Source organism: Pontimicrobium sp. SW4, from assembly GCF_039954625.1.
Taxonomy (GTDB): domain Bacteria; phylum Bacteroidota; class Bacteroidia; order Flavobacteriales; family Flavobacteriaceae; genus Pontimicrobium.
Genome location: NZ_CP157199.1, coordinates 3,330,776 through 3,357,206, shown reverse-complemented (window position 1 = coordinate 3,357,206; position 26,431 = coordinate 3,330,776). Strand labels below are relative to the sequence as shown.

General features: G+C 31.3%; 24 protein-coding genes. 17 read left to right on the top strand and 7 right to left on the bottom strand.

Annotated elements, in window-relative coordinates; all coding sequences use genetic code 11:
- Positions 1–4 precede the first annotated feature (4 nt).
- The 12 genes from sufB to ABGB03_RS15335 all read left to right on the top strand — a co-directional run bounded on the left by sufB (position 5) and on the right by ABGB03_RS15335 (position 10,065).
- Positions 5–1,453, top strand: a complete 1,449-nt coding sequence (gene sufB, locus ABGB03_RS15390) for a Fe-S cluster assembly protein SufB (protein ID WP_347923635.1) — start codon at positions 5–7, stop codon at positions 1,451–1,453.
- Positions 1,454–1,466: 13 nt separating this feature from the next.
- Positions 1,467–1,886: a hypothetical protein gene (locus tag ABGB03_RS15385; protein WP_347923634.1), complete on the top strand. Its 420-nt coding sequence runs from the start codon at positions 1,467–1,469 to the stop codon at positions 1,884–1,886.
- Between the two features lies 1 nt (position 1,887).
- Positions 1,888–2,640 (top strand): Fe-S cluster assembly ATPase SufC, encoded by a 753-nt coding sequence (sufC, locus tag ABGB03_RS15380; protein ID WP_347923632.1) that lies wholly within the window; start codon positions 1,888–1,890, stop codon positions 2,638–2,640.
- Positions 2,641–2,771: 131 nt separating this feature from the next.
- On the top strand, positions 2,772–4,085 hold the full coding sequence (gene sufD, locus ABGB03_RS15375; protein ID WP_347923630.1) for a Fe-S cluster assembly protein SufD: 1,314 nt from the start codon (positions 2,772–2,774) through the stop codon (positions 4,083–4,085).
- A gap of 28 nt (positions 4,086–4,113) precedes the next feature.
- Positions 4,114–5,328, top strand: coding sequence for a cysteine desulfurase (locus ABGB03_RS15370; RefSeq protein ID WP_347923628.1), 1,215 nt, complete (start codon positions 4,114–4,116; stop codon positions 5,326–5,328).
- A gap of 163 nt (positions 5,329–5,491) precedes the next feature.
- A complete protein-coding gene (locus tag ABGB03_RS15365; RefSeq protein ID WP_347923626.1) occupies positions 5,492–6,463 on the top strand; it encodes a zinc metalloprotease in 972 nt (323 codons plus the stop codon).
- Between the two features lie 85 nt (positions 6,464–6,548).
- Positions 6,549–7,007 (top strand): hypothetical protein, encoded by a 459-nt coding sequence (locus ABGB03_RS15360; protein ID WP_347923624.1) that lies wholly within the window; start codon positions 6,549–6,551, stop codon positions 7,005–7,007.
- 31 nt (positions 7,008–7,038) lie between these two features.
- Entirely contained in the window at positions 7,039–7,461 is a 423-nt protein-coding gene (locus ABGB03_RS15355) for a SufE family protein (protein ID WP_347923622.1), read from the top strand.
- The gene (locus ABGB03_RS15350; RefSeq protein ID WP_347923620.1) at positions 7,461–7,787 is read left to right on the top strand and encodes an iron-sulfur cluster assembly protein; all 327 of its coding nucleotides are present in this window, start codon (positions 7,461–7,463) and stop codon (positions 7,785–7,787) included. Before ABGB03_RS15355 ends, ABGB03_RS15350 begins: the two co-directional genes overlap by 1 nt.
- Before the next feature lie 152 nt (positions 7,788–7,939).
- Positions 7,940–8,515, top strand: a complete 576-nt coding sequence (locus tag ABGB03_RS15345) for a helix-turn-helix domain-containing protein (protein WP_347923618.1) — start codon at positions 7,940–7,942, stop codon at positions 8,513–8,515.
- Between the two features lie 49 nt (positions 8,516–8,564).
- Entirely contained in the window at positions 8,565–9,077 is a 513-nt protein-coding gene (locus ABGB03_RS15340; protein ID WP_347923616.1) for a DUF2480 family protein, read from the top strand.
- A gap of 82 nt (positions 9,078–9,159) precedes the next feature.
- Positions 9,160–10,065, top strand: coding sequence for a DUF3078 domain-containing protein (locus ABGB03_RS15335; RefSeq protein ID WP_347923614.1), 906 nt, complete (start codon positions 9,160–9,162; stop codon positions 10,063–10,065).
- A 61-nt stretch (positions 10,066–10,126) separates the two neighbouring features.
- On the opposite strand, the gene ABGB03_RS15330 is transcribed toward ABGB03_RS15335, so the two are convergent.
- A complete protein-coding gene (locus ABGB03_RS15330; RefSeq protein WP_347923612.1) occupies positions 10,127–12,550 on the bottom strand; it encodes a DUF5916 domain-containing protein in 2,424 nt (807 codons plus the stop codon).
- A 48-nt stretch (positions 12,551–12,598) separates the two neighbouring features.
- A complete protein-coding gene (locus ABGB03_RS15325) occupies positions 12,599–14,035 on the bottom strand; it encodes a serine hydrolase (RefSeq protein ID WP_347923610.1) in 1,437 nt (478 codons plus the stop codon).
- A gap of 255 nt (positions 14,036–14,290) precedes the next feature.
- On the opposite strand from ABGB03_RS15325, the gene ABGB03_RS15320 reads away from it, so the two are divergent.
- The 3 genes from ABGB03_RS15320 to ABGB03_RS15310 are packed head-to-tail and all read left to right on the top strand — an operon-like array spanning position 14,291 to position 17,683.
- Positions 14,291–15,694 (top strand): HAMP domain-containing sensor histidine kinase, encoded by a 1,404-nt coding sequence (locus ABGB03_RS15320; protein ID WP_347923608.1) that lies wholly within the window; start codon positions 14,291–14,293, stop codon positions 15,692–15,694.
- Entirely contained in the window at positions 15,694–16,404 is a 711-nt protein-coding gene (locus ABGB03_RS15315) for a response regulator transcription factor (RefSeq protein WP_347923606.1), read from the top strand. Before ABGB03_RS15320 ends, ABGB03_RS15315 begins: the two co-directional genes overlap by 1 nt.
- Before the next feature lie 22 nt (positions 16,405–16,426).
- Entirely contained in the window at positions 16,427–17,683 is a 1,257-nt protein-coding gene (locus ABGB03_RS15310) for a hypothetical protein (RefSeq protein WP_347923604.1), read from the top strand.
- A 21-nt stretch (positions 17,684–17,704) separates the two neighbouring features.
- Here ABGB03_RS15310 and hflX read toward each other — a convergent pair whose 3' ends face one another.
- Positions 17,705–18,919, bottom strand: coding sequence for a GTPase HflX (gene hflX, locus ABGB03_RS15305; protein WP_347923602.1), 1,215 nt, complete (start codon positions 18,917–18,919; stop codon positions 17,705–17,707).
- A 91-nt stretch (positions 18,920–19,010) separates the two neighbouring features.
- Here hflX and ABGB03_RS15300 point away from each other — a divergent pair, with 91 nt between their 5' ends.
- Positions 19,011–19,955, top strand: coding sequence for an endonuclease (locus ABGB03_RS15300; RefSeq protein WP_347923601.1), 945 nt, complete (start codon positions 19,011–19,013; stop codon positions 19,953–19,955).
- Here ABGB03_RS15300 and ABGB03_RS15295 read toward each other — a convergent pair.
- The 3 genes from ABGB03_RS15295 to ABGB03_RS15285 form a co-directional block, all read right to left on the bottom strand.
- Complete coding sequence (locus tag ABGB03_RS15295; RefSeq protein WP_347923599.1) at positions 19,952–20,329, bottom strand: hypothetical protein; 378 nt, start codon at positions 20,327–20,329, stop codon at positions 19,952–19,954. The genes ABGB03_RS15300 and ABGB03_RS15295 overlap by 4 nt on opposite strands.
- 70 nt (positions 20,330–20,399) lie before the next feature.
- A complete protein-coding gene (locus tag ABGB03_RS15290) occupies positions 20,400–21,878 on the bottom strand; it encodes a DUF5689 domain-containing protein (RefSeq protein ID WP_347923597.1) in 1,479 nt (492 codons plus the stop codon).
- A gap of 12 nt (positions 21,879–21,890) precedes the next feature.
- Positions 21,891–24,668 (bottom strand): TonB-dependent receptor, encoded by a 2,778-nt coding sequence (locus ABGB03_RS15285; protein ID WP_347923595.1) that lies wholly within the window; start codon positions 24,666–24,668, stop codon positions 21,891–21,893.
- A gap of 139 nt (positions 24,669–24,807) precedes the next feature.
- Here ABGB03_RS15285 and ABGB03_RS15280 point away from each other — a divergent pair, with 139 nt between their 5' ends.
- Positions 24,808–25,860 (top strand): endonuclease/exonuclease/phosphatase family protein, encoded by a 1,053-nt coding sequence (locus ABGB03_RS15280; RefSeq protein ID WP_347923593.1) that lies wholly within the window; start codon positions 24,808–24,810, stop codon positions 25,858–25,860.
- A gap of 59 nt (positions 25,861–25,919) precedes the next feature.
- Here the strand turns inward: ABGB03_RS15280 and ABGB03_RS15275 are convergent, their stop codons facing one another.
- The gene (locus tag ABGB03_RS15275; protein WP_347923592.1) at positions 25,920–26,357 is read right to left on the bottom strand and encodes a hypothetical protein; all 438 of its coding nucleotides are present in this window, start codon (positions 26,355–26,357) and stop codon (positions 25,920–25,922) included.
- Positions 26,358–26,431: the final 74 nt, after the last annotated feature.

Genomic DNA, 26,431 nt, shown 5'->3' with positions numbered 1-26,431 from the left:
AAAAATGAGCAAGTATACTGAAGACGATTTAAGAGAAGAGCTTAAAACCAAAGAATACGAATATGGTTTTTATACAGATATAGAGTCTGATACTTTACCTATTGGATTAAATGAAGACATTGTTCGAGCCATTTCTAAAAAGAAAGAAGAGCCAGAATGGATGACTGAATGGCGTTTAGAAGCTTTTAAAGTTTGGAAAGAAATGATCGAGCCTGAATGGGCAAATGTACACTACAAAAAACCAAATTTTCAAGCTATTTCATATTATTCTGCACCAAATAGCAAGCCAAAATATGATAGCCTCGATGAGGTAGATCCTGAGCTTTTAGCAACATTTGAAAAACTTGGTATTTCAATAGATGAACAAAAAAAGCTAGCCAATGTTGCTATGGATGTTGTAATTGATTCGGTTTCTGTTGCTACTACTTTCAAAAAAACATTAGCAGAAAAAGGAATTATTTTCATGAGTATTTCTGAAGCTATAAAAGAGTATCCAGAACTAGTGAAAAAATATTTAGGAACAGTTGTCCCTCAAAAAGACAATTTTTATGCAGCATTAAATTCTGCCGTTTTTAGTGATGGTTCTTTCTGTTATATTCCAAAAGGCGTTAGATGTCCTATGGAATTATCAACCTATTTTAGAATTAATCAAGCAGGAACAGGACAGTTTGAAAGAACACTAGTTATTGCTGATGAAGGCAGTTATGTAAGTTACCTTGAAGGATGTACGGCTCCTAGTAGGGATGAAAACCAACTACATGCCGCAGTTGTAGAATTAATTGCTTTGGATGATGCCGAAATAAAATATAGCACAGTACAAAACTGGTATCCTGGAAATGCCGAAGGTAAAGGTGGTGTTTACAACTTTGTAACTAAAAGAGGTTTATGCGAAAAAAACGCTAAAATTTCTTGGACACAAGTAGAAACTGGAAGTGCAGTAACATGGAAATATCCATCATGTGTGCTTAAAGGAGATAACTCAGTTGGAGAATTTTATTCAATTGCTGTTACCAACAATTATCAGCAAGCTGATACTGGAACGAAAATGATTCACTTAGGAAAAAATACTAAGTCCACCATTATCAGCAAAGGTATTTCAGCAGGGAAATCTCAAAACAGTTATCGTGGTTTAGTACAAATTAATTCACGAGCAGAAAATGCTAGAAACTTTTCGCAATGTGATAGTTTGTTAATGGGTAATGAATGTGGTGCACATACATTTCCATATATAGAAGCAAAAAATAAGTCTGCTAAAATAGAGCATGAAGCGACTACTAGTAAAATTGGAGAAGACCAAATTTTTTATTGTAACCAAAGAGGTATTGATACTGAAAAAGCCATTGCTCTTATCGTAAATGGTTTTAGTAAAGAGGTCTTAAATAAACTTCCAATGGAATTTGCAGTTGAAGCTCAAAAATTATTAGAAATAAGTTTAGAAGGGTCTGTAGGATAAAATTTAATATACTATGAAAAAAATACTTTTACTATTAGCAATTATTGTATTTGTAAGCTGTAAAAACGAACCAAAATCAGATGAAAATACTACTTTAGAAAAACCAGATACTACAGAAAAGACTGAGAAACAAAGTGATGGTTTAACACTTCTAAAAGGTGAATTTATCTATTATGCTGATGCAGCTGTTTTACAAACTCATAATGAGATGTATGGCGTTGTTATAGACGAAAAAATGCATGAATTGAATGAACAAGTCATTAAATATAAAACTGCTGATACAGACATGGTTCCTGTAGAAATAAGAGGTAAAATTACACTCAAACCCGAAAATGAAGAAGGGTGGAATTACCGAGTTGAAATAAAAGAAATATTAAAAGTTAGCAAACCAAATCCTGAAGGAAGCGAAATCATAACCATAGGAAAAGATTAATATGTTAAAGATTAAAGATTTACACGCAAGTGTTGAAGATAAAACAATATTAAAAGGCATTAACCTTGAGGTTAAAGCTGGAGAAGTACACGCGATTATGGGGCCTAATGGTTCCGGAAAAAGCACTTTAGCTTCTGTTATTGCAGGAAAAGAAGAATATGAAGTTGAAAAAGGGGAGATACTTCTTGAAGATCATGATATTGACGAATTATCTGCCGAAGAGCGTGCACATAAAGGCATTTTCTTGTCATTTCAATATCCTGTTGAAATTCCTGGAGTGACTGTAACTAATTTCATGAAAACTGCTATCAACGAAACTCGTAAAGCTCGTGGTTTAGCGGATATGCCAGCTAATGAAATGTTGAAGCTTATTCGCGAAAAATCTGAATTACTAGAGATTGACAGGAAGTTCTTATCACGTTCCTTAAACGAAGGATTTTCAGGAGGTGAAAAGAAACGAAATGAAATCTTTCAAATGGCAATGTTAGAACCTAAGCTGGCAATTCTTGATGAAACAGATTCTGGATTAGACATTGATGCACTTCGCATTGTTGCAAATGGTGTTAACAAACTTAGAAGTAAAGATAATGCTACCATTGTTATTACGCATTATCAGCGTTTATTAGATTACATAGTGCCAGATTTCGTACATGTACTTCATAATGGTAAAATTGTAAAATCTGGAGGAAAAGAATTAGCTCACGAGTTAGAAGAAAAAGGATACGACTGGATAAAAGAAGAAGTGAACGCTTAAATACAGTCGCAGTATTTAGTCGCAGTAAGCAGTTTGCTCGCTCATCACTAAATACTAGAAAACATAAATAGTAAGCAGTTCATTCTTAATTTTTTTACTGAAAACTGAGACTGTGACTGAAAACTGAAAACATGGAATTAAAAGAAAAATTATTATCATCATTTTTAGCTTTCGAAAATCAAGTAGATGTAGACACCTATGTTCATGATATTAGAAGTGAAGCCATCAAAACTTTTGAAACTAAAGGCTTCCCTAATAAAAAGGATGAAGCTTGGAAATACACGTCTTTAAATAAAATTTTAAAAGAAGATTATAGTGTATTTTCTAAGCAAGAAAATGCTTTAGAATATAGCGATGTCAAAAAATACTTTATTCACGATATCGATTCTTACAAAGTTATTTTTATAGACGGTAAATATTCTTCTCATCTTTCTGAAACTACTCACGATGGTATGGATGTTTGCTTAATGTCTGCCGCTTTAACAAAACCAAAGTACCGTTTAGTTATTGAGAATTACTTTAACAAGATTGCAAAAGACGATAGTTTAGCCGCATTAAATACGGCATTTTCTCAAGAAGGTGCTTTTATACATATTCCAAAAAATAAACTAGCAGAAAAACCTATTCAAATTGTTCATTTTTCAACAGGAAATGAAGCGGCTTTAATGCTTCAACCTAGAAACTTGATTGTTGTTGGTGAAAACTCTCATGTGCAAATTATTGAGCGGCATCAAAGTTTAACATCTAACCCAGTTTTAACAAATTCGGTTACTGAAATTTTTGCAAACAAACGTGCTATTGTAGATTACTATAAAGTACAAAACGATGAGCAAAACGCATCTTTAATTGATAATACATATATCAACCAAAAACAACAAAGTCATGTCTCTGTACATACGTTTTCTTTTGGAGGAAAGCTAACTAGAAATAATTTAAGCTTTTTCCAAAATGGAGAGCATATTGATTCAACACTAAAAGGCATTACTATTATTGGCGATAAACAACATGTAGATCATAACACACTTGTCCATCATATTGAACCAAACTGTGAAAGTCATCAAGACTATAAAGGTATTTTTGCTGACAATTCGGTTGGTGTATTTAACGGAAAAGTTGTAGTTGAAAAAGAGGCACAAAAAACCAATGCCTTTCAAGCAAATAACAATATATTAATAAGTGATAAATCTTCTATTAATACAAAACCGCAATTAGAGATTTTTGCAGATGATGTAAAATGTTCTCATGGTTGTACAATTGGACAATTAGATGAAAGCGCAATGTTCTATTTACGTTCTCGAGGCATTCCTGAAAAAGAAGCCAAAGCATTATTAATGTATGCTTTTGCGAATAATGTTTTACAAAGCGTAAAAATACCTGAGTTGAAAAATCGAATTAACAAGTTAATAGCCAATAAATTAGGTGTTAGTATTGGATTCGATTTATAGTCTAACACTCAATTCACAAAACTAAATCATGCTAGATGTTAAAGCTATAAGAAAAGATTTTCCAATACTTTCACGCAAAGTAAATGGGAATTCCTTGATTTATTTGGACAACGCTGCAACCTCACAAACGCCTCAACAAGTTATTGATGTAATAGTTGATTATTACAGTAATTATAATGCCAACATACATCGTGGTGTGCACACATTAAGTCAAGAAGCCACAGATAAATACGAAGAGGCTCGACATAAAATTCAAACACATTTTAATGCTGAAAAAGCCCATGAGATAATTTTTACTTCTGGTACTACGCACAGTATTAATTTGGTTGCTAACGGATTTGCGTCTTTATTAAATTCTGATGATGAAATTATAGTATCAGCCTTAGAACATCATAGTAATATTGTGCCTTGGCAAATGCTTTGCGAAAAAACTGGAGCTACATTAAAAGTAATTCCAATGAATGAAGATGGCACTTTGATTATGAGTGCTTTTGACAAATTACTTTCAGATAAAACCAAGCTTGTTTTTGTCAATCATATTTCTAACGCGTTAGGAACCATAAACCCTATTGAAGAAATAATAAAAAAAGCACATCAAGTAGGTGCTGCTGTTTTGGTAGACGGCGCGCAAGCTTGCCCTCATATAAAACCTGATGTACAAAAACTAGATGTAGATTTTTACGTAGCTTCAGCTCATAAAATGTGTGGACCAACTGGAGTTGGTATGCTTTACGGAAAAGAAGAGTGGTTAAATAAATTACCGCCTTACCAAGGTGGTGGTGAAATGATTGCCGAAGTCACTTTTGAGAAAACTACGTATGCTGATTTACCACATAAATTTGAAGCTGGCACACCAAATATTTGTGGTGGAATAGCTTTTGGAGCAGCTATAGATTATATGAATGCTGTTGGTTTTGAGAATATAGCAACTTATGAAAACGAGTTGCTCAATTACGCAACTAAAAAGCTTTTAGAAATTGATGATTTACGAATCTATGGTCATTCAAAAAATAAAACCTCTGTAATCTCCTTTAATATTGGTTCTATTCATCCATACGATATTGGTTCTATTGTTGATAAACTAGGTATCGCTGTCAGAACTGGTCATCATTGCGCGCAACCAATTATGGATTTCTATAAAATCTCTGGAACTGTTCGTGCTTCTTTTGCCTTTTATAACACGTTTGAAGAAATTGATACATTTCTTCAAGCAATAAAAAAAGCTTCTCAAATGCTTTCTTAGCATAATTATCTGAAAATCATTTAGTTGAATCTTTCAAGAAAAATTTTCCATATTTCTAATTATGCATTTTGTCGAAAAAGTTATTTTTTTCTTAACAAAATGTTAATTATTTCTTAAAATATTAATATATTCTCAATTATTAACATAAATCAATTATTCAAATATGAAAAAAGTACTTTTAAGTATGGCTGTAATAGCCTTAATTTTTACCGCTTGTAGCGATGATTCAAAAGAAGAGTTTAACAATGACGAGCTCAATCAAGAAGAAATCAATAATGCAATGGGACAAGCCGAAAAGCAATGTTTTACTATGGAAATATTAGAGGAAAATATTTCAAATGACCCTTCAATAATTAGTAAAATGGCAAAAATTGAAGACCAAACAAGAAGGTTTATCGAAAATGGCGAAAATTTAAGATTAGTAAACGGTAAAATTCAAATACCTGTTGTTTTTCATGTAATTTATAGAACTTCAAGCGAAAATTTACCATTATCTGTTCTTCAGGGACAAATAGATGCGTTGAATGAAGATTTTAATTTACAAAACCCAAATAGAGGGGCTATGCCTTCAGAGTTTGCAGGAGTTGAAGCGAATGTAGATATCGATTTTGTTATTGAAGATGTAATTCGAGTCCAAAATTCTAAAAAAAGAAGCTGGAGACCAAATGATGACATGAAGTTTTCTTCTAAAGGGGGAAGTAACGTTGTAAATCCTCAAGAATTTTTAAATGTTTGGATTGTAAACTCTATGCCATATAGAGGAGGCCAAATTTTAGGGTACGCACAGTTTCCAGGTGGTAATTGGGCAACAGATGGTGTAGTACTAGCCAAAAATTTTGTTGGTGCTACTGATAGAACTGCTACTCATGAAGTTGGACACTGGTTAAACTTACGTCACATTTGGGGTGATGGTGGATGTGGTGCTAGCGACTTTGTTGCTGATACTCCAGATGCAGATGGTCCAAGTCGAGGATGTCCCACTTATCCAACCGTTGAATGCGGAAGTAATAATATGACTATGAACTTTATGGATTATTCTGATGACAGTTGTATGTATATGTTTACTCAAGGTCAAAAATCTAGAATGGATGCTGTTTTTGCTTCTAATGGATTTAGAGCTACTATGGCTGACTAAAATTAGTATAAATATAAAAAACATAAAAAGACGCCAAAATTGGCGTCTTTTTTGTACATTAAATTGAACCTTTATTTTTTGAATTATGAAATTACTATTAACAATACTTTTTATATTTATACTACCTAAAGAATGTAATAATATGACTTCAAACTTAACTGCTTTACAAGAACGACAAGACACTATCACAATAACCTATGAAGCTGTTTCCAGAGGGTTTTTTGAAGAGATTTCAGTATCAAATAATTCTTTTAGCATTTGTAACGATCTAAATAGAAAAGAATATAAAACTTATGAATGTTCTGAAAAAGACTGGAGTGAAAGTTTAGAGTTGTTATCTAAAATTAATATTCAAGAGTTACCAAAATTGGTGGCACCAACGTCTATGAGACAATATGATGGTGCAGCTCATGCAACACTTATTATTAAGGATGGTGATAATAAAATAAGGTCAAATACATTCGATCATGGTCATCCACCAGAAGAAATTAAAGCATTGGTAGAAAAGCTTCTATCTTTTAAAAAAATAGCCATAAAACAATAAGGAATTGTATTTTTGCATAAAATAAATTGCTGTGACAATTAAAGATATACAAAACGAGATTATTGATGAGTTCTCTATGTTTGACGACTGGATGCAACGCTATGAATATATGATAGAACTTGGCAAGTCTTTACCTCTTATTGAAGATCAATATAAAACCGATGACAACATCATTAAAGGGTGTCAAAGTAAGGTTTGGGTTCATTCCGAAATGAAAGACGACAAGGTAGTTTTTACTGCAGATAGCGATGCGATAATTACTAAAGGCATCATTGCCATTTTAATTAGAGTATTCTCAAACCAAACACCTCAAGAAATTATTGACGCCGACACAACTTTTATTGACGAGATTGGATTAAAAGAACATTTGTCACCAACTAGAGCTAACGGTTTAGTAAGTATGATAAAACAAATAAAAATGTATGCCATAGCATACCAAACGCAAGTAAAATAATGAGCACAACACAAATAGATGTAAACGCCTTAGGCGAAAAAATAGTTCGCGTTATAAAAACAATATTCGACCCAGAAATTCCAGTAGATATTTATGAACTTGGCCTTATCTATGACGTTTTTGTTAATGAAGACTACGAAGTTAAAGTTTTAATGACTCTAACTACACCAAACTGTCCAGTAGCAGAAACGTTGCCAATGGAAGTTGAAGAAAAAATTAAGTCTATTGATGAAGTTAAAAGCGCGGAAGTAGAAATTACTTTTGATCCGCCTTGGAGTCAAGATTTAATGAGCGAAGAAGCAAAGTTAGAATTGGGTATGCTGTAGATTAACATCTTACGCCTCTTTTAATAAAAATAAAAGACTATACTCTATTAAATAAGGTTATCTGCAAGAATGTCGTAAAAATGCCGTATAAAAACCGTTATCAAAAAGATAGTTTCATAAGTAGTTTTGACAAAAATTAAACAAAATTAGTTATGAATGAATTAGGTGATAAAATTAGAAACGTAAGAAAGAAAAAAGGTCTATCTCAAGAGGAATTAGCTGAATCTGCTAAAGTTAATTTAAGAACAATTCAACGTATTGAAAATAATGAAAGTGAACCTCGAGGAAAAACACTTCATTTAATTTGCGATGTGTTAGATTTAAACGCTGAAGATATTTTAGATTACGGAAAACAAACTGACACAAATTTTTTAGTTTATTTTCACTTATCTGTATTAATTGGTTTAGTAATTCCCTTAGCTAATTTTGTAATTCCATTCATTTTATGGATAACAAAAAAAGATAAAATAATTGGATTAAAGAGTATTGGTGCTAATTTATTGAATTTTCAAATCGTATGGAGCTTTATTGCATTTTTAATACTTACGTCAAGCGCGTTTTTAAAAATTGTACACTTAGAAATTGGTCCAGGGAATTTTATTCTTTCGTTTTACATATGGATAATCCTTTGTATAATTAATATTATACTACCTATATTATTTGCAACTAAAATTAAAAAAGGAAAAATTGGAGATTTCTATCCAAATATAGTTAAACTGATAAAATAGCCTAGTAATACAACTCTATTTATATTAACTTTATATCATCAATAAAAAAATGACAGACGAAATCATAAATCGCGTAGCGAATAGTAAATTAATAACCATAGACTTAGAAGACTATTATCCAGATGGGGCACGTGTTCTTTTAGATATTAAAGATTGGTTATTGGAAGGCTTAGTATTACGTGAGAAAGATTTTAGACAACAAGCTAGTGAACACCATTGGAAACAGTATAATGGTCGTTTTGTTGCTTTAAGTTGTTCGTCTGATGCCATTATTCCTGCTTGGGCTTATATGCTGTTGTCTACATATCTAGAACCTTATGCTACTAAAACTGTTATAGGCGATTTAAAAACATTAGAAACTTCTATTTACCAAGATATTATTTCGAACTTAGATATTACTGAATTTCAAGATAAGCCAATCATTATAAAAGGTTGTTCTAACAAACCTATTCCAGAAAACGCTTATATTCAACTTACAATGAAGTTAAAACCTATTGCAAAATCTATAATGTATGGTGAGGCTTGTTCTTCAGTGCCTCTTTATAAAAAACTTAAATCTTAAAAAGTTGTGACTTAACTGCTTTTGAAGGGTCTTAACTATAATTCTAAACAAAAAGTCTACAAAAACAATTAACTTAAATCGAATGAAAAAATTAGTATTATTAGCCACTTTTTTTTGTGCTATAGCTTTCACACAAGCACAAACAAAAGAAGAGTTGAAAGCACAAAAAGCTGAAAAACAAGCCGAAGCTGATGCTGCTCAAGGAGAAGCAAATGCCATTCAAGCACAAATTGATGCCTTACCAGGTTGGAGAGTTGGTGCTTTTGGAACTATTGGTGGAAGTCTATCAAATTTCAAAAACTGGTACTCACAAGGAACACCAAATAACTCTTCAGGAAACATTGGTTTTACTGTAAATGGATATGCAAACCTTATTGAAGATAAATTCTTTTGGAGAAACTCTTTATCTACCAATTTAAATTGGGTAAAATTAGATAACAAGGATACAGATTTAGATGATGACAGTTTTAATCCAACCACTGATGTATTTAATTTATCGTCACTTTACGGTAGAAAACTTAGTGAAAAATTTGCTATCTCAGGTTTAGCAGACTATAGAACTACACTTTTAAATAATTTTAATGACCCAGGCTATTTAGACCTCGGTGCTGGTGCCACATGGACTCCTGTTGAAAATTTAATTGTGGTAATTCATCCATTAAACTACAACTTTGTGTTTAGCAGTGGCGATACCGTGTTTGACTCTTCAATGGGTGCTAAAATTGTTGCAGATTATACAAGACAAATAGGTGCTATTAACTTTAAAACTAATTTTTCAACATTTCAAAGTTATAAGTCTAGTGACTTATCTAACTGGACTTGGACCAACTCATTTGGATACACATTATGGAAAATGATTGGTGTTGGTTTCGATTTTGGTTTAAGAAGTAACCAACAAGAAGCTGCAAACTACCAAGGTGTAGCCCTAGAAGATGCCGATAACGATTTGCAAAGTTATTATACGTTTGGATTGAGCTATAAGTTCTAATCAAACACAAAGAATTCAAATATAAAAAGCCGCATCATGCGGCTTTTTATTTTATATTTAATTATAGTTTTATTTGTTTAAACTTATTAAAATCTAAAAAATAAGTCATTTTTAACGATACAGTATTACTACTATTTTCTTTTAAAGTTGTACTTAAATTATTGAAATATGATGATTTAATATCATCGTCATAATAATTAGCTCCAAGTTTATAACCTAAACTTAATTCACTAGCAGGAGCAAATTGCCATTTTGCAAGAAAATCTATATTGAATGAATTAAAGTTATCATCAAAATCATTTGGGTTGATATTATAATTATTATTACTAAAATCACCAGATTCTAATAGTGTTAATTGTTCACTATAGTCCACTTGTATCCAATAATGACGAAGTCTTGCAGACATACTTAGTTTAGAATTTATTGAATAGTTAATCGTTAAGGCATTGTTTAGTTGTTTAATCTTTCTTTTTCCAAAAATAATATCATTACCTTGATTAGTAATAAACCCAACTCCTTTAGGTTTACTTTCTAAATCTTGACTAAAATATGCAAATAAGTGCTGTCCTATTCTTGCTCTTAAGCCATATCCAGCAATAAACTCATTTTTATAAAGATTGGAATTATAGTATTTTACAAATACTGTATATCCTGCAAATGAAAAGTTTTTATTTCTGTTTGTTTGATACTCAAAAAATAGTTCTGTTTGAGCTGGTATATTAAAATGTCTGTCCTTAGCTCTAGCTTCATAAAAATTTTGTCCTTTCGGTAAGTATGTAAAATCTGTAAAAATTGTGTGATTATTCTCTTTAAAAGTAGCGCTTGCGTTAAGCTTGTAATATGCTTGTTCAAGTTCCATTAAACTATGATAATAACGCTGTGAGTGATCAAAATTTATTCTGTAATTAGAAAAAGTGTTCTTTGGGTTATTGTTAGAATAAGCTACATTTCCTCTAAAAGTTAATTGATTGTTTCTTGTTAAAAAACCAAAATCATTATTGTCATATTTATCATCCAGTAGTTTTGCTGATATTCCTCCTGTCCAATTGCCACTAACTTTTGACAGGTATGCAAAATATTCATGTCCAAATTGATCTTTGCTATTAGAAACATATTTTTGAGAAATAGCTTTTTTGAAAAACATAGAATATGTTCTATTTTTATTAAACCATCTATATAATAATGCTGTTAGATTGGCATCATATTCTTGCCCACTTCTTAGTACCGAATTGTTTAAAAATGTTATTGACGAATTATTTTTTAGCGCTTTATCTACAACTATAGAATTATAATTAGTTAATGGGTTTGTTGTTACCTCTCTGGTTGTCCCTGTAACTGTATTTAACACTTTCGCATCACTCTTAGCCGTAATTCCATTTAAAACCCCTATAGATAAGCCATTTTCTGATTTGCCCGTAATCTTTAATAAATTTAAAATGTTTGATGCTATTGGGTTTTCGATAATATCTTCATTTTCAACTAAATCAATATTGTTTTTATTAATTGGTTCTCCTCCAATTCTACGAGTGTATAAATACCCTCCTTTATCAAATACCTCTGTTCCTTCTATAAAAAACTGTCTGTTTTCATCATACTTTACTTCAAAAGGCGATAGATTAAATATTTGATCGTCTGATGGAGCCTGGCTAAAATCAGGAATTAGAGACATATCCAAAGTATAGGCATTTTTATGCACGTATTTTAAATCTAACCCTCCATTAATTGTTGTTTTATTATCTCCTGTTGGGCTTTTTTCATTAACCACAGAAACAAAAGGGTTAAAAGATAGATTTAACGGTGGATTAATATTTGTTAAACCTTCTAAAACTCCAAATTGATTTAAATAACCATCAACTTCTAGTTTAATAGGATTCCAAAAAGATTCTTCGTTCAACTTTGTAGACATTCTTTGAAAGTTGATTTTAAAACTGTCCGTTTTTTCTTTAGGAAATCGAATACTATTAAACGGAATTTTAATTTCTACTATCCATTTATCATCATATAATTTTACAGCACTTTCCCAAACAACATTGAAGTTATTATATCCACTTTTTCTACTTAATTTTTCATCAAATTGTACTCCTGCAGCAGTTACAGTAAAGTCGTATCCTTCTCTAGCTTCCCCAAAGGGATCTAATTGTATTCCAAAAAAATCAGAACTACCTAAATCATCTCTAGCAGTTAATTGATTATTTATTTCTTCACGATTTTTAACATACAGTATTCCTAAAACATAAAGGTAACTTTCATCTTGTAGTAAAGCTATTTCTGTATTTCTTATTGATGGCTTACCATTATCTGGTCTAGTTTGAGTAAAATCCCCCTTTATAATGTGTTTCTTCCAATCTGCTTCATTTACTTCACCATCTATCTTTATGACAGCAGATCTTTTATGTATAGTTACATGCTTTTGAGCAAGCATTATAGTAGATAAAAATGATAAGCATAAGATTAGTAAATAACTTCTTTTATTTGATTGATTCATAATTTTCTTTTTAGTTAAAAATCTAGGTTAGGTAGAGAAATAATTCGTCTATTTATTTTTAGACAGCTGTTTTAATTTCTTTATAGCATTCTTATTTTCAGAATTTAGTTCTAGACTTTTTTCATAGTTTTGAATAGATTTTTCAATATCTCCATCTTCCATATATGCCTCGCCAAGAGAATCGTAAGCATCGTACGACTTAGAAAAAGCATATACTTCCAGTTTAAAAAGTTGAATTGCTTTTTTGTAATATCCTCTTTTTATCATTTCATAACCTTTCGCATTCAAATCCCTTTCAGACAAACTTTCTGCATTATTTTGAATCATATATTTTGCATATTCTAAGCCTTTATCAAAACAAGCCTCTATGACTTGTTTCGTATAGAAATAACTATCTATCATTGATGTTGATTTGGCTAAAATTTTGTGTATATAGAATCTAGCATCTAAAAAACCTTGATCTGCATCTTTATTAGTTAAAATAATTACAGTATAATTTTGTTTCTCATATACTCTCCATTCACATCCAACTCCAAAATGACCTCCACTATGACCATACATTTTTGAATCTGCTGTATCTGGAAATTGCATTCCGTAACCATACCATTCATCATCAGATTTTTGAGTTTTCATGAGGTTAGTGTAATTGCTATCCAACAGTCTATTTTCTTTAAATGCTAACACAAACTTATATAGGTCATCTGCTGTAGTATACCCTCCTCCAGCCGCACTACCTTTGACTGTTCCCATAAAAATATTTTTTTGAAACTTGTTAGGATGTATATTCGAAAGTGTATATCCTTCTGCAGCATTTTCAATAGGATGATCGATGTCAAATAATCCCGTATTCTTCATACCTGCTATAGAAAAAATATTGTCTTCTATATATTGTTCATAAGATATTTTAGAAACTTCTTCAATAATCTTAGCAAGTAGTATATAGTTTGTATTTCTATACGAGAATCTTTCATTTGGCTTAAACTCCATTGGTTTATTTTCATACAATGATGCTAAATCGTTCATATTCCTATAAATATCTTTGGAAGTATTTTTCAATTCTTCTGTACCAAAATAATTAGGCATACCACTTCTATGAATTAGAAGTAACCTAACGGTCACAGAATCTCTTACGACTTGGTTAGGGTAATCAGGAATAAACTTCCCAACATTATCATCTAATGATAACTTTCCTGCTTGAATTAATTGAAAAATTGATACAGCTGTAAAAGATTTCCCAATTGAAGCATATGAGAATTTTGTATTTATATTATTTGAAACTTTATGTCCTAAATGTGCATATCCATATGCTTTATTAAACAATACCCTATCTTCTTTAGCTATTAAAACAACACCACTAAACCCATCTATAGAGTTTAAATAGCTTTCTATTTCCAATATTTCAGAAGGAGTTTCATTTAATAGGTTTTTTTCTTGATTACTAAAAAGTGTAATTAGGGATACAAGAATCCAGATTGTTGCTTTCATTAGTTTTGATAATTTTATATTAGTGCTTTAAATTTTAAGCAAAAGTGAGAAGCCTGAATAGATAAACAGGTTAAGTAGAGGTTAATAGAAGAGTTAATGTACTTAGCTAAAAATGTACTGTATCATTAACTTTAGACATCTTTCCTTAAAAACAAGCATCTTCAAAGGTATTCAACGTTAACGTTCGGTTAATGAGGTCGTTTTATAATGTGAAACTTAGCTTTATTAATACTTTTGAATTGTTGAATGTAACACATGAAAAACAAAAACACCATATTAATTATAACATCAATACTCGCGTTATTGGCCTTATCTGTAATACAAGCATATTTAATAAGTAATACTTATCAATTAGAAAAAGATGCCTTTATTAAAGAAACTAAAAGCGTTATTTCTAATATCGATATTAGTCGTGATAGAGTATTAGATTCATTATTTTCTGATGCTTGGGGAGGTGATTTAAGTAATCACTTATCAGATTATATAAACAAAAGAATCTCTAAAGATGATGTCGTAAAAGAAGCTAAACTTAAAGCTGATAGCATAAATTTAATTTTCATTACTTACTACAAGAAAAAACTAGAAGCATTAGGGTTGACATATGATATAAAGTTTAAGAAAACACTAGAAAGTATTGTCATTTTTCAAAATAATACATTAGATAGTATTTATTCATCTACTCCTAATACACAATTAAAACTATTTGGTGATGATTTTGCTTTAGAAGATGGTAATACAATCAATGATGCTAGATGGTTTACTGAATTTGATTATTTTGATGACTCCGGAGATAATCTAATTTCACGTTCATATGATTTAGAAGTAAGAACAAATGAATCTATAGAAATTAAAGATTGGAAAGAAATTGTTTTAAAAAGAATGACAACTCTTTTATTAGCATCCTTATTAATCTTTTTGTTTGTGATAGGCCTTTTATACTATTCTATCAAAAAGCTAATCAATCAAAAAAAGATTACTGCCGTTAAAACTGATTTCATTAATAATATTACTCACGAACTCAAAACCCCTTTAGCTACTCTAAGCATTGCCTCCAAAAGTTTAAAAAATATTGATATTCAAAAATCTAAAAAAGCTTTTAATAACACCTTAAACATTGTTGATAGGCAAAATAATCGTTTACAAAAACTTATTGATCAAGTAATGACTAATAGCCTGAGTTCAAAAGACATTGTATTACATAAAGAGCAAGTAATAGATAATCTTTATTTTAACAATCTTATTGAAGATTTTAAACTCTCAACGCAGCATAAAAATATTTCAATAAAAAATGAGGTTTATTCTCCTGAAGTATTAATTAGGATAGACACATTTCATTTTACAACTGCTTTACTAAATATTCTCGAAAATGCTGTAAAATATGGAACTGAGAGTATAGATATCAAAATTAAAACTGAATTACAGAATACCAACTATATTATACAAATTCAGGACAATGGTATTGGTATTTCTGAAAAAAATCAACAATATATTTTCGATAAATTTTATAGAGTAAGTCAAGGGAATCTGCATAATACAAAAGGATTAGGACTTGGTTTATATTATACTAACCAAATTATTAAAGCTCATAACGGATCTATTACATTTACTAGTGAAATAAATATGGGTAGCAACTTTATTATAAAAATACCTTTAAACTAATGCATAAAACTCAAGTATTATTAGCTGAAGATGATTTTGATTTTGGATCTATTTTGAAGCAATATCTGGAAATTCACGATTTTGAAGTCACTTGGGCAAAGGATGGAAAAGAAGCTTTGGAACTGTTTAAAAGTTCACTATCAAAAAATCATGTCTTTAGCATTTGTGTTTTTGATGTTATGATGCCAAAAATGGATGGTTTTACTCTAGCTGAAAAAATAATAACTATAGATCCTGAAGTTCCTTTTGTGTTTTTAACGGCAAAAAAGATGAAAGAAGATAAAGTAAAAGGTTTGAAACTAGGCGCCGATGATTATATCGTTAAACCATTTGAAGCAGACATTTTAGTACTTCGCCTAAAAAATATATTAAAACGTTCGAAAAAGGTATTAGTATCCTCAAAAAATGAACATAGTTTTAACATAGGCAACTATGTTTTTGACCCTTTAAATTATCACTTAAAGATAAATGATACTGTACAACATGTTACTGAAAAAGAAGCACAATTAATTCAGTATTTATACAAAAACAAAAATCAAATGATAAAGAGAGATAACTTACTTAAAGACGTTTGGGGAAGTGATGATTTCTTTTCTGGTCGAAGTATGGATGTATTTATAAGTCGACTACGTAAATATTTTAAACAAGATCCTAGCATAGCTTTAGAAAGCACACGTGGTGTTGGATTAACCTTTAAAATTCCTTTTTGACATTAATTAAAAAACGACAATCATGAAAACAATACTAATTTCAATCAGTTTTATCACACTTAACACTCTTAGCGTTTTTTCGCAACAACTACCACCACCACCACCTAAGCCTCCTATAATGGGAAATAATACCTCTGGTTATTATTCTAAAAACACATCGATTGGTATTCATGATAATCAAAAATCTAATGTTTCTATTTCTATCTCTAGTACCGATGCATTCTATAAATTAAAAGCGAAGTTTCCTAAGGATAGAACTTTGGAAATCAAAGATGTTCTGATGAGTGAAATGGGTAGCAATAATTTGGTGAGTAAAAAAAATCAAGATATCTGGTCAGTAAAATCAAATGGAGATGATATATATGAAATCAATTTAAGAAATGGTAATATCTCAATGTATATTGATAAAGAAGTAGCATCTTCGGCGCTTGTTGAAAAATTTGGAGATATAGGGTTGATAATCAAATCTTTCATTTCTGGTAATGACGATGATAACTCTGAAATGCGTGAAGCTGATAGATTACAACGTGAGGCAGAGCATATGAAAAGAAATGCAGAACATATGCAACGTGAAGCAGATAGACTAGCTATTTCTAATCGTAATCATGATGCAACTCGCTATAGCAACCAAGCAAAAGAATATCAGGAAAAAGCTAATCTTATGGAAGAAGAAGCCAAACATAAGGGAGGTGTGAGCTCTATTATTAGGAAATTGTTAAATGATAATAAAACATATTTTAATGATAATAATACATTTCCTAATTGGAAATGGCCAGCATTCCAGAAAGAACTTCTTACTTATTCATCAAAGAATAATATTATACGTAATGATACGGAAATAAATTTATATACTGATGAATCTGGTATCTATATCAATGGGGGAAAATTAAACAACTCTCAGGAGTCTCATATTACTGGCTTGTTTAAAGCCCATGATTTAGAGTTCGAAAATTTTTCCTTTAATAAAGAAAAACAGCATATTGTTGTTATAGATGGATCTCATTTAGATATAGAAAAATTAATTGATAGTATGGTTGAAAAAGGGCTTTTGTCTTCAAAAACCAAAAACACAAAAATAGAGATAAATGGCACTAGCGTTATTAAAGATGGTAAGTCATTGTCAAGTTATAATGTAGAAATATATAATGATTTACTGCACCAACATAATGTTATACCAGCTCCTGGGAAAACTATAGAAATTTTAAAATCTAAAATTTATAAGGTAGGTTACGATGTTGGTGAAAAATCTTTCATAGGAACATGGTTCCATAATAATTAAAAAAGCGCCAATTGGCGTTTTTTAGCTTTCATTTTCATCATAATCTGGATATAGAAAATGATTATATGGAAAACGTTGTACATGAATTTTTCTAACCTCATCATACACACGCTTTTTAAAATCTTCAAGATTCTCTTTATTTAATGCCGAGATAAATAAAGCGTTATCACCAATTTTAGCCATCCATGTATTTTTCCATTCTTGTAATGAATAGTTGGCTTTTGTTCGTTCGGCAATTAAATCGGTATCATCAAACGGCTCCGCCTCATAAGCATCTATTTTATTAAATACCATGATGGTTGGTTTATCATCACTTTTAATATCAGTCAAGATGTTTTGTACCGATTCTATGTGTTCTTCAAAATTTGGGTGCGAAATATCTACAACATGTAATAATAAATCGGCTTCACGAACTTCGTCTAAGGTGCTTTTAAAAGATTCTATTAATTGAGTAGGTAGTTTTCTTATAAAACCAACCGTATCACTCATTAAAAAAGGCAGGTTTTTAATCACAACTTTTCTAACAGTAGTATCTAAGGTTGCGAATAATTTATTTTCGGCAAACACTTCAGATTTACTTATCACATTCATAAGTGTCGACTTCCCAACGTTGGTATAACCCACTAAAGCCACTCTAACCAATTTACCTCTATTGCCACGTTGCACTTCCATTTGTCTATCTATCTTCTTAATTTTATCCTTAAGAAGTGCTATTTTATCTCTTACTATACGTCTATCTGTTTCAATTTCGGTTTCTCCTGGTCCACGCATTCCAATACCACCTTTTTGTCTTTCAAGGTGTGTCCACATACCTTTTAAACGAGGTAATAAATATTGACATTGTGCTAATTCTACCTGTGTACGTGCATAACTTGTTTGTGCACGTTGTGCAAAAATATCTAGGATTAAATTTGTTCTATCTAGTACCTTACAGTTAAGTATTTTACTAATATTTCGCTCTTGTGCTGGCGATAATTCATCATCAAAAATAGCTGTACCTACTTCATGTTCTTCAATATAAAGCCTAACATCTTCCATCTTTCCTGTTCCTATAAAAGTTTTGGGATTAGGCATATCCATTTTTTGAGTAAAACGCTTTAAAACGTCTCCTCCAGCTGTATAAGTTAAAAACTCCAACTCATCTAAATATTCTTTAGACTGTTCCTCGTTTTGATCTTGGGTAATAATTCCTATTAAAACCGCTTTTTCTAATGCTATGTCTTTCTTTTCTATCATAAATGAAGATGCAAAGGTACAAATAGAAATGCAGATTATAATTGTACTTAGGCTAATAAGATTTTAGTATTTTAGACGCTTATTGAGACATATGACCACAAATTACCATACCATCGCTTTTTATAATCTTGAAAACTTATTTGATACTTTTGATGATAAATTTACATTTGATGATGATTTTTTACCGAAATCGGAAAAAAACTGGACTGAAAAACGCTATCGAAAAAAAGTTAGAAAATTAGGCTATGCCATTTCTAATATTGGGGTAAAAACAGCAAAAATATATCCAGCAATTATTGGCTTAGCTGAGGTTGAAAACAAACTGGTAATTGATGACCTCCTAAATTCTAAGTTTTTAAAAGACAAACCGTACAACTATGTCCATTACGATTCGCCTGACGAACGAGGAATAGATGTCGCAATGCTATATGACACAAATGTCTTTGAGGTAATTAACTCTGAAGTATTCCCTTTAGATTTATTTGATGAAGATGGTAGCAGAGATTATACTCGAGATATTTTAATGGTAGAAGGCAAACTAAATGATGAGCGTATGTATTTCATAATTAATCATTGGCCTTCACGACGACAAGGTACAGAAGAAAGTGAACCAACTAGACTCTTAGCATCAAATAAGGCTTTAGAAGTTATTTCTAAAATAAAAAGTGAAGATGGGCATGCAAAAATTATCATTATGGGCGATTTTAACGACGGTCCTTTAAACAAAAGTGTCAAGCAATTGGTTCATACTGAAGATTTATTTAACCCTATGGAACAACTTAAGTCGTTTTTTAGAGGAAGTTTAAGTCATCGTCGACAATGGAATTTATTTGATCAAATATTATTCACTACTAACTTTTTTGAATATCAAAAAGGGGAACACAGTTTTTCTAAAGCTGATATTTTTGATAAAGACTTTTTAAGACAATATAAAGGTAAGTACAGAGGAAATCCTTTTAGAACATTTGTTGGCAAAATATACAAAGGAGGTTATAGCGATCACTTTCCTGTGTATATTCACTTAAAACGTTCTTAAAACTTATTTAAAAGCAATAAAGAAAGTGCTATGCAACCTAAAGGAAGCAACCATAGAATCCAAACATTATAATCGCTATATTTTTTTTTATTTGATTTAGCATTTAGTACCATTCTTCTTTTTCCTGAGTTAACCATCCAATTTTTAAAATAAATAATTAGTGAAGCTATCACAAATAATGTCCACGCATTTGAAGAAGACATAGTTTCAACTTTCATCTGATTAAAAAATTCAGAAAAGAAAACCCCTAACAACAATAATAATGAGCATTGTAATAAGGACATATAAAAAACAACAATGGTATTCGTCTTTTTTTTTAATCTTGGCTTATAATGATTAAAAATATTCAATGCAAATTGGTCAAAAATGTTCATAATTTAGGTCATTAAAAAAATAAGGTCTGCTTTTAAAAGCAGACCTTAAAAGTATAAAATATAATTAGGATTAGTTTGTTCCTAATACTCTAAAATCTTCTACATGATATGCGCCATCTAATTGCGTATCTGTTCCAGATCCTGTTACTTTAAAAGCCACATACAATGTTCCTGTGTAAGATGATATATCTATTAATCCTGAGTCTTGAAACGAGTACCAAGAATCGCTTTGCTTAGCTAAATTAGCTTCAATTGGTTGCCAAGTAGCAGCCAATACATCTGTACCATTGAAATCGGTAGACACAAACACTTCTAATGTATTATCAGGAGAATCTAAATGGTGTTGCGCTGTTTGGAAGTTTAAAAACTCGTTGTCTTGAGCATCCATATTTATTCCTGGAGATACTAACCATCCAATATTAACATCGTCGCCGGTAAAATAACCGCTAAATTCTGCATAACCATTACCACTAAATACTTGTTCTGTCCATAGCTCTCCACCAACCTCGGCAAAATTAGTCCATCCAGGTAAATCTAAATTTGTATTATCTACAGCTGCATCAAAATCTTCTTCATAAATAACATCAAAGTCATTTATATTTAAAGGTGTACATTTTGAGTCTGTTAAATTAACATCGTCAAGACTATTTAAAACCATAACAATATTACTTCCATTAAACGTTTTACTAATTACACCAGCAATTGTTCCGCCTGCATCTGTTGTAAGGATTACATTTTTAAAACTTGCAAATGAACTTGTTTCTAGTGGGAAATTAACATAGCTAAATCCTTCGCAGCTTTCCATCATTCTTGAAGTATCAAAATCATCACTCTCATCTACATAAGATTCTCCTTGTAAACTATTTGGAAATTGTACGTTTTCAACCATTACAAACATTCCAACATGAGAATCATTAATTTGAGAAAATGTTAATACTTTTGGCGAAATAGTTTCTGTCACTTCAGATCTAAAAACATGCTTCGGAATTTGGTTAGCGGTGATTTCTTCTATCTCTTCGCCATCATCACTAGGTTTCCCACCTATACCAATAACATCATCACCTGAACGTGTTTCACCAAGATATAATCCTTTTAAATTAATATACACTTCACGCCCAAAGTTAAATTGATTGTAAGAATCGGTTAAATTTAGCACCACTTTTAAAGCCGAAGTTGGGTTTGTAGGATGGTCTTGAATAAAAAATTCCTTATAAAAATTCCCTGTAGCATCCGAAGAGCTTACGTATCCTTTTACATAAACATCCGATACTATTTCAGTTGCTTGACGAAATACAAATTGGTCTTTTAATTCGGCTATCGTCATAGGCGTAGCAGAACTAGAAAGTAATGCAGCTAATCCTTGATTATTTTCATCGCCTAAAGACGTTGGTACTGTAAAGTCATCGTCTTGAACACAAGAAACCATAGCTAAAGTCGCTACAGTAACCATTATTAAAGTTAATATTCGATTGAATTTACTCATGGGTCTATTTTTTTTGGATTCCGTGAATACTTCGTATTTCATTGTTTGTGATATTATATTTTTCATAATTATTTTTTTTTAAAATCTGAAGTTTAGGTTAAGAAAATACGTGGTGCCTCTACCATACCAATACTTTGGTCCAAACACACGTTTAGGATTGGCATTATCATCTCTTAACTCTCTAAAATTGGCGTTTCTCCCTTGTTCAAAACCTCCTGTTTTATATTCTTTATCCAGTAGATTATTAACACTAGCAAATAAACCAATAAAATAATCGCCAATTTTCCAGGATTTACCTCCAATGGCATTAACCGTCATGTATGAATCAAACTTTTCTTGCTTTAAAAGCTCTCTTGCTAAATCGGGATCGTAATCGTTAAATGGCAACCCATCATTATCCAAATAGAAGTTTTGTGTTCTTGTTAATGGGCTAATATCTACATAAGCATTTGAAAAGAAATTGGCTGTTGCGCCAAACCACCAATAATCTGGGTCTCTATATTCAAATCCAACCGAGGAAGCGCGTTGTGGTCCGCCAGCAATTTTGTAGTCTTTTAAATTGGCTTCTTCAAAATCTTGAAAACCATTATCAAAATCATCAGAAGTTAAAATAAGGTTGGGGTTATTGTCATAAGTATACTGTCCTATTGAAGATGCTCCTTTCAACTTGATAGTTGGTGTTACTTGTGCTTCAATACCTAATTCCCCTCCAAAATGTTTTTTATTCACCCCTTGAAGGATCTCTTGTACAAAAGCTGTGTTATCACCTCCAACACCGTCGGCAAAGAAGAATGAAATTTCATTTGCATCTTTAATAGTTGTATAATAACCCGTTAATCTTGCTTTAACTATTGGCGACCTGAATATGTAGCTAGCATCTGCAGACATTATTTTTTCTTCAGTAATACCTACTCCGCTTTGATCTCCAACAACACTATGATTTTCTCTTGAATTTGAAAACGTGTTACGTAATGAAGGTGCTTTAGAAATATATGCTGCATTCACATCAAATAAATGCTTTCCGGTTAGCTTGTAAGTAAAACCTCCCTTAGCACCTAATCCATTAAATTTTACTTTTTTTCCTTTACCGAAAGAATTGTCTTTGACTATATTTCCGAATTCATCAACCACAATATGTGCTTGATGCTGATACAACCCCTCTCTTTGGTATTGTGTATTTGTTATACTACCAGCTAAGTAAAAATCTATTTTGTTATATTTAAAGATTGCTTGAATATGTGTACTAATAACATCGGCTGTAAGGTTATAATTATATTTAAACTTTTCACCATCACCAACAACTCTATCAGGATTTCTAAAGTCATATTGATAGCCATCAAAAGAATCTACATTTAAATAGCCAGCAGTGCTTCCTAGCATATCGGTTATTTGTGCAAAATTTTCAGACTTCAATTGTCTTAAGTTTAAGGCTCCGTTTAAAGTAATGTTATCTGAAATCTCAGTATTGAAAATCGTGTTTGCAGTGAATTGCGTATCGTCACTTCTATCTTCATAAAGTACATAAGCTGCGTTATTACCGCTTGTATTATTGGTTATGTTGGCGTCATAAATTCGGTTCCAGTTTATTTGTCCTTTGTTTATGAAGTCTTGCTCAAACTCATAGGCATTCTCTAAATCATCTCTAGACACCCAATAACTAGGCAAGTTTTGGTAATATGCTGGACTTGGATTTGCACCTCCAGCATAATCTAAACGACTGTTACCTAACTCCCCAAATTGATATGCTAGATTGGTGTTTAATGTGGTCTTCTCGCTAATATTCCAATAATGGTTTAACATGATGATTGGTTCATCGGTACGCTTAACTCTTGAGTTACGCTTTTCGCCATCTTGCCAACCCCAATACTCATTGTATCTAATATCTTTTAAATCGTAAACCTCTTGTGTATTTGGAGAAGATTTACCTCTTCTATTTGGCGCATAAATTCCAGTGAAGTTCATACTGTGTTTGTCGTTAATTCGTTTTTCAACAGAAGCGAAAAATGAATTAGCATCGTAAAAGGTTCCATCTTGAAAACCTTCATTTCCCCAGCGTCTTCCAAGTGACATTGAATATGCCCAACCACCTTCTACTAAACCAGAAGCATAAGACGCCATCATACGGTTTGTATAACTTCTATTCGAAGATGAATAAGTAATACGACCACCTTTTTTATATTGTGATGCTCTTACATTAATATTGGTTGCTCCTAAAATACCTCCAAAGTTGTAAGCCGATGGTGGTATGCCATTTGTAAATTCTTGATTTCTCATTACATCATTTAAGCCTCCCCAATTACTCCATTGTGGTCTTCCATTAAACATTTTGTTCATTTCAACACCGTTAATGAGGATAGTCCCGTTTTCCGAATCGAGTCCTCTCACTCTAAAAAATGAAGAACCAAATTCAAAAGCCGCAGTACGTAAAAAGATATCTTGCGAAGATTGCAACAATCCAGATATATTATCAGCTCCACTAGTATCATCATTCAATTCATCATCAGACAATGTTATTGTAAACAAATCGGAAGAGTCTGAAACATCTATTCTCAAAGACATGTCTGTTATATTTACAGTACTTCCTTCATTAACTACAATTGGATATCTTGCTGTAATATAACCTTGCTTAGATACGTTTAATACTTGCTCACCCAAAGGGACATTTCTTGTAAAGCTAAATTCCCCATTAGTATCCGTTTTAGTTGAATATAAAGTTTCTTCAATAGTAATTGTGACTTCGGGAATTGGTAGGCTAGTAACTGCATCTTTTACACTCCCTTTAATAATAGTTTGCTGTGCAAAAGCAGTAGAGACTAGAAAAACTCCCAATAAAAAAATTAGTATGTTTTTTTTCATTTTAATTTTTAAAATTAATATTTTTTTACTCTAAAAAAATTTAGTTTTTTAGGCTTACTAATTTACACAAATTCTGACTAATATTTACCTTTGGCTTAAGTTTTGATTGTATCTTAACAGCTTTATAATATACATTTAAATGAAAAAAATAAATTATATAATAGTAGTAGCACTTCTTTTTTCTTTTGTAAATACCAATGCACAAGAAAAAAGAAAATTTAGGGTGCATACTGTGGCTTTTTATAATGTTGAAAACTTATTTGATACTATTAACAATCCAAATAAGTTTGATGAGGCTAGCCCAATAATGGAGCTTAACTTTAATAGAGGAGATGTTTATAAAAAGAAAGTCCAGAATATGGCTCGAGTTATATCTGAAATTGGTGCAGATGTCTCTAAAAATACACCTGTAATTATTGGTCTATCGGAAGTAGAAAACAGAGAGGTTGTTGAAGATTTAGCAAATGACCCAGCTTTAGTTGCAAAAAATTATGGTATTGTACACTTTGAATCTCCTGATGCTAGAGGAATTGATGTTGCATTAATGTACCAAAAAGAATTTTTTACTCCTACTAATACTAGCAATCATGAATTGAAAATTTATGATGATAATACTGGAAAACGTGTTTATACTCGTGACCAATTATTAGTAAGCGGAAAACTTGAAGGAGAAACGATACATGTAATTGTAAGTCATTGGCCTTCAAGAAGTGGTGGAGAAGCAAGAAGTAGACCTAAACGTATTGCAGCAGCCAAATTAAATAAGCGTATCATAGATTCTTTGCAAGCCATCGATCCTTATGCCAAAATATTTTCAATGGGAGATTTCAATGATGACCCAACTAATTCAAGCTTTAAGGATGTTTTAAAAACAGAGAAAAACAAAGAAGATGTAAAGCTTAAAGGTATTTACAACCCGATGGAAGACTTTTTTAAAAAGGGATTAGGGTCTAATGCCTATCGAGACGCTTGGAGTTTATTTGACCAAATACTAATTACAAAACCTTTATTGGAAAAAGATTATTCATCTTATAGGTTTTACAAAGCTGGTATCTTTAACAAACAATATTTAACAAATAAAAAAGGGAAATATAAAGGCTATCCTTTTAGAAGTTTCGCTGATGGTGGCTTTACAAATGGTTTTAGCGATCATTTCCCTGTCTATGTTCATATTATTAAGGAAGTGTACTAATGGGGCTTCTCATATTCGTAAAATAAAAAAGCAGCAATTTTAATTGCTGCTTTTTTATTTTAGTTAGGCCATTTATCCCAAGGAATTCTAGATAAAAACAGAATTAGTGCAATTAAATAAAAGATAGTAATTGTTTTAAATTTAGGTGCTGACGTTAACTTCTTTTTATGTTTAGAATAGCCAATAGTGATTAAGGCTACTGCTAAAATATTTACAAATGGGTGTTCTACTAAATACAATCTAATTGAGGCAGTTTTCATTACTTCACTACCCATTTCACTCCACATATCGAACATAGGAGATACAAAATATAATACTATACCAATTAATAATTGTATGTGAGATACTATTAATCCAAAAAGAGAAATTCTAAATGCTTTTGCATCGTATTCTTTTTTTCCTACAAGTCCTAATATGGCATTTAATACACCTAGCAATAGGGTAAATAATATTAAATATGCCCAATACGAATGGAGTATTTTTACAATATCATACATAATTTTTGTTTTGTTAGTTGATACTCAAAAATAGTGATTTTTATTCATTAAAAAACCTGCTCAATTAGAGCAGG

Excerpts from the sequence above, each read along its gene's own strand:
- sufB (WP_347923635.1), top strand. The coding sequence starts at position 5 with ATGAGCAAGTATACTGAAGACGATTTAAGAGAAGAGCTTAAAACCAAA.
- ABGB03_RS15385 (WP_347923634.1), top strand. The coding sequence starts at position 1,467 with ATGAAAAAAATACTTTTACTATTAGCAATTATTGTATTTGTAAGCTGT.
- sufC (WP_347923632.1), top strand. The coding sequence starts at position 1,888 with ATGTTAAAGATTAAAGATTTACACGCAAGTGTTGAAGATAAAACAATA.
- sufD (WP_347923630.1), top strand. The coding sequence starts at position 2,772 with ATGGAATTAAAAGAAAAATTATTATCATCATTTTTAGCTTTCGAAAAT.
- ABGB03_RS15370 (WP_347923628.1), top strand. The coding sequence starts at position 4,114 with ATGCTAGATGTTAAAGCTATAAGAAAAGATTTTCCAATACTTTCACGC.
- ABGB03_RS15365 (WP_347923626.1), top strand. The coding sequence starts at position 5,492 with ATGAAAAAAGTACTTTTAAGTATGGCTGTAATAGCCTTAATTTTTACC.
- ABGB03_RS15360 (WP_347923624.1), top strand. The coding sequence starts at position 6,549 with ATGAAATTACTATTAACAATACTTTTTATATTTATACTACCTAAAGAA.
- ABGB03_RS15350 (WP_347923620.1), top strand. The coding sequence starts at position 7,461 with ATGAGCACAACACAAATAGATGTAAACGCCTTAGGCGAAAAAATAGTT.
- ABGB03_RS15345 (WP_347923618.1), top strand. The coding sequence starts at position 7,940 with ATGAATGAATTAGGTGATAAAATTAGAAACGTAAGAAAGAAAAAAGGT.
- ABGB03_RS15340 (WP_347923616.1), top strand. The coding sequence starts at position 8,565 with ATGACAGACGAAATCATAAATCGCGTAGCGAATAGTAAATTAATAACC.
- ABGB03_RS15335 (WP_347923614.1), top strand. The coding sequence starts at position 9,160 with ATGAAAAAATTAGTATTATTAGCCACTTTTTTTTGTGCTATAGCTTTC.
- ABGB03_RS15330 (WP_347923612.1), bottom strand. The coding sequence starts at position 12,550 with ATGAATCAATCAAATAAAAGAAGTTATTTACTAATCTTATGCTTATCA.
- ABGB03_RS15325 (WP_347923610.1), bottom strand. The coding sequence starts at position 14,035 with ATGAAAGCAACAATCTGGATTCTTGTATCCCTAATTACACTTTTTAGT.
- ABGB03_RS15320 (WP_347923608.1), top strand. The coding sequence starts at position 14,291 with ATGAAAAACAAAAACACCATATTAATTATAACATCAATACTCGCGTTA.
- ABGB03_RS15315 (WP_347923606.1), top strand. The coding sequence starts at position 15,694 with ATGCATAAAACTCAAGTATTATTAGCTGAAGATGATTTTGATTTTGGA.
- ABGB03_RS15310 (WP_347923604.1), top strand. The coding sequence starts at position 16,427 with ATGAAAACAATACTAATTTCAATCAGTTTTATCACACTTAACACTCTT.
- hflX (WP_347923602.1), bottom strand. The coding sequence starts at position 18,919 with ATGATAGAAAAGAAAGACATAGCATTAGAAAAAGCGGTTTTAATAGGA.
- ABGB03_RS15300 (WP_347923601.1), top strand. The coding sequence starts at position 19,011 with ATGACCACAAATTACCATACCATCGCTTTTTATAATCTTGAAAACTTA.
- ABGB03_RS15295 (WP_347923599.1), bottom strand. The coding sequence starts at position 20,329 with ATGAACATTTTTGACCAATTTGCATTGAATATTTTTAATCATTATAAG.
- ABGB03_RS15290 (WP_347923597.1), bottom strand. The coding sequence starts at position 21,878 with ATGAAAAATATAATATCACAAACAATGAAATACGAAGTATTCACGGAA.
- ABGB03_RS15285 (WP_347923595.1), bottom strand. The coding sequence starts at position 24,668 with ATGAAAAAAAACATACTAATTTTTTTATTGGGAGTTTTTCTAGTCTCT.
- ABGB03_RS15280 (WP_347923593.1), top strand. The coding sequence starts at position 24,808 with ATGAAAAAAATAAATTATATAATAGTAGTAGCACTTCTTTTTTCTTTT.
- ABGB03_RS15275 (WP_347923592.1), bottom strand. The coding sequence starts at position 26,357 with ATGTATGATATTGTAAAAATACTCCATTCGTATTGGGCATATTTAATA.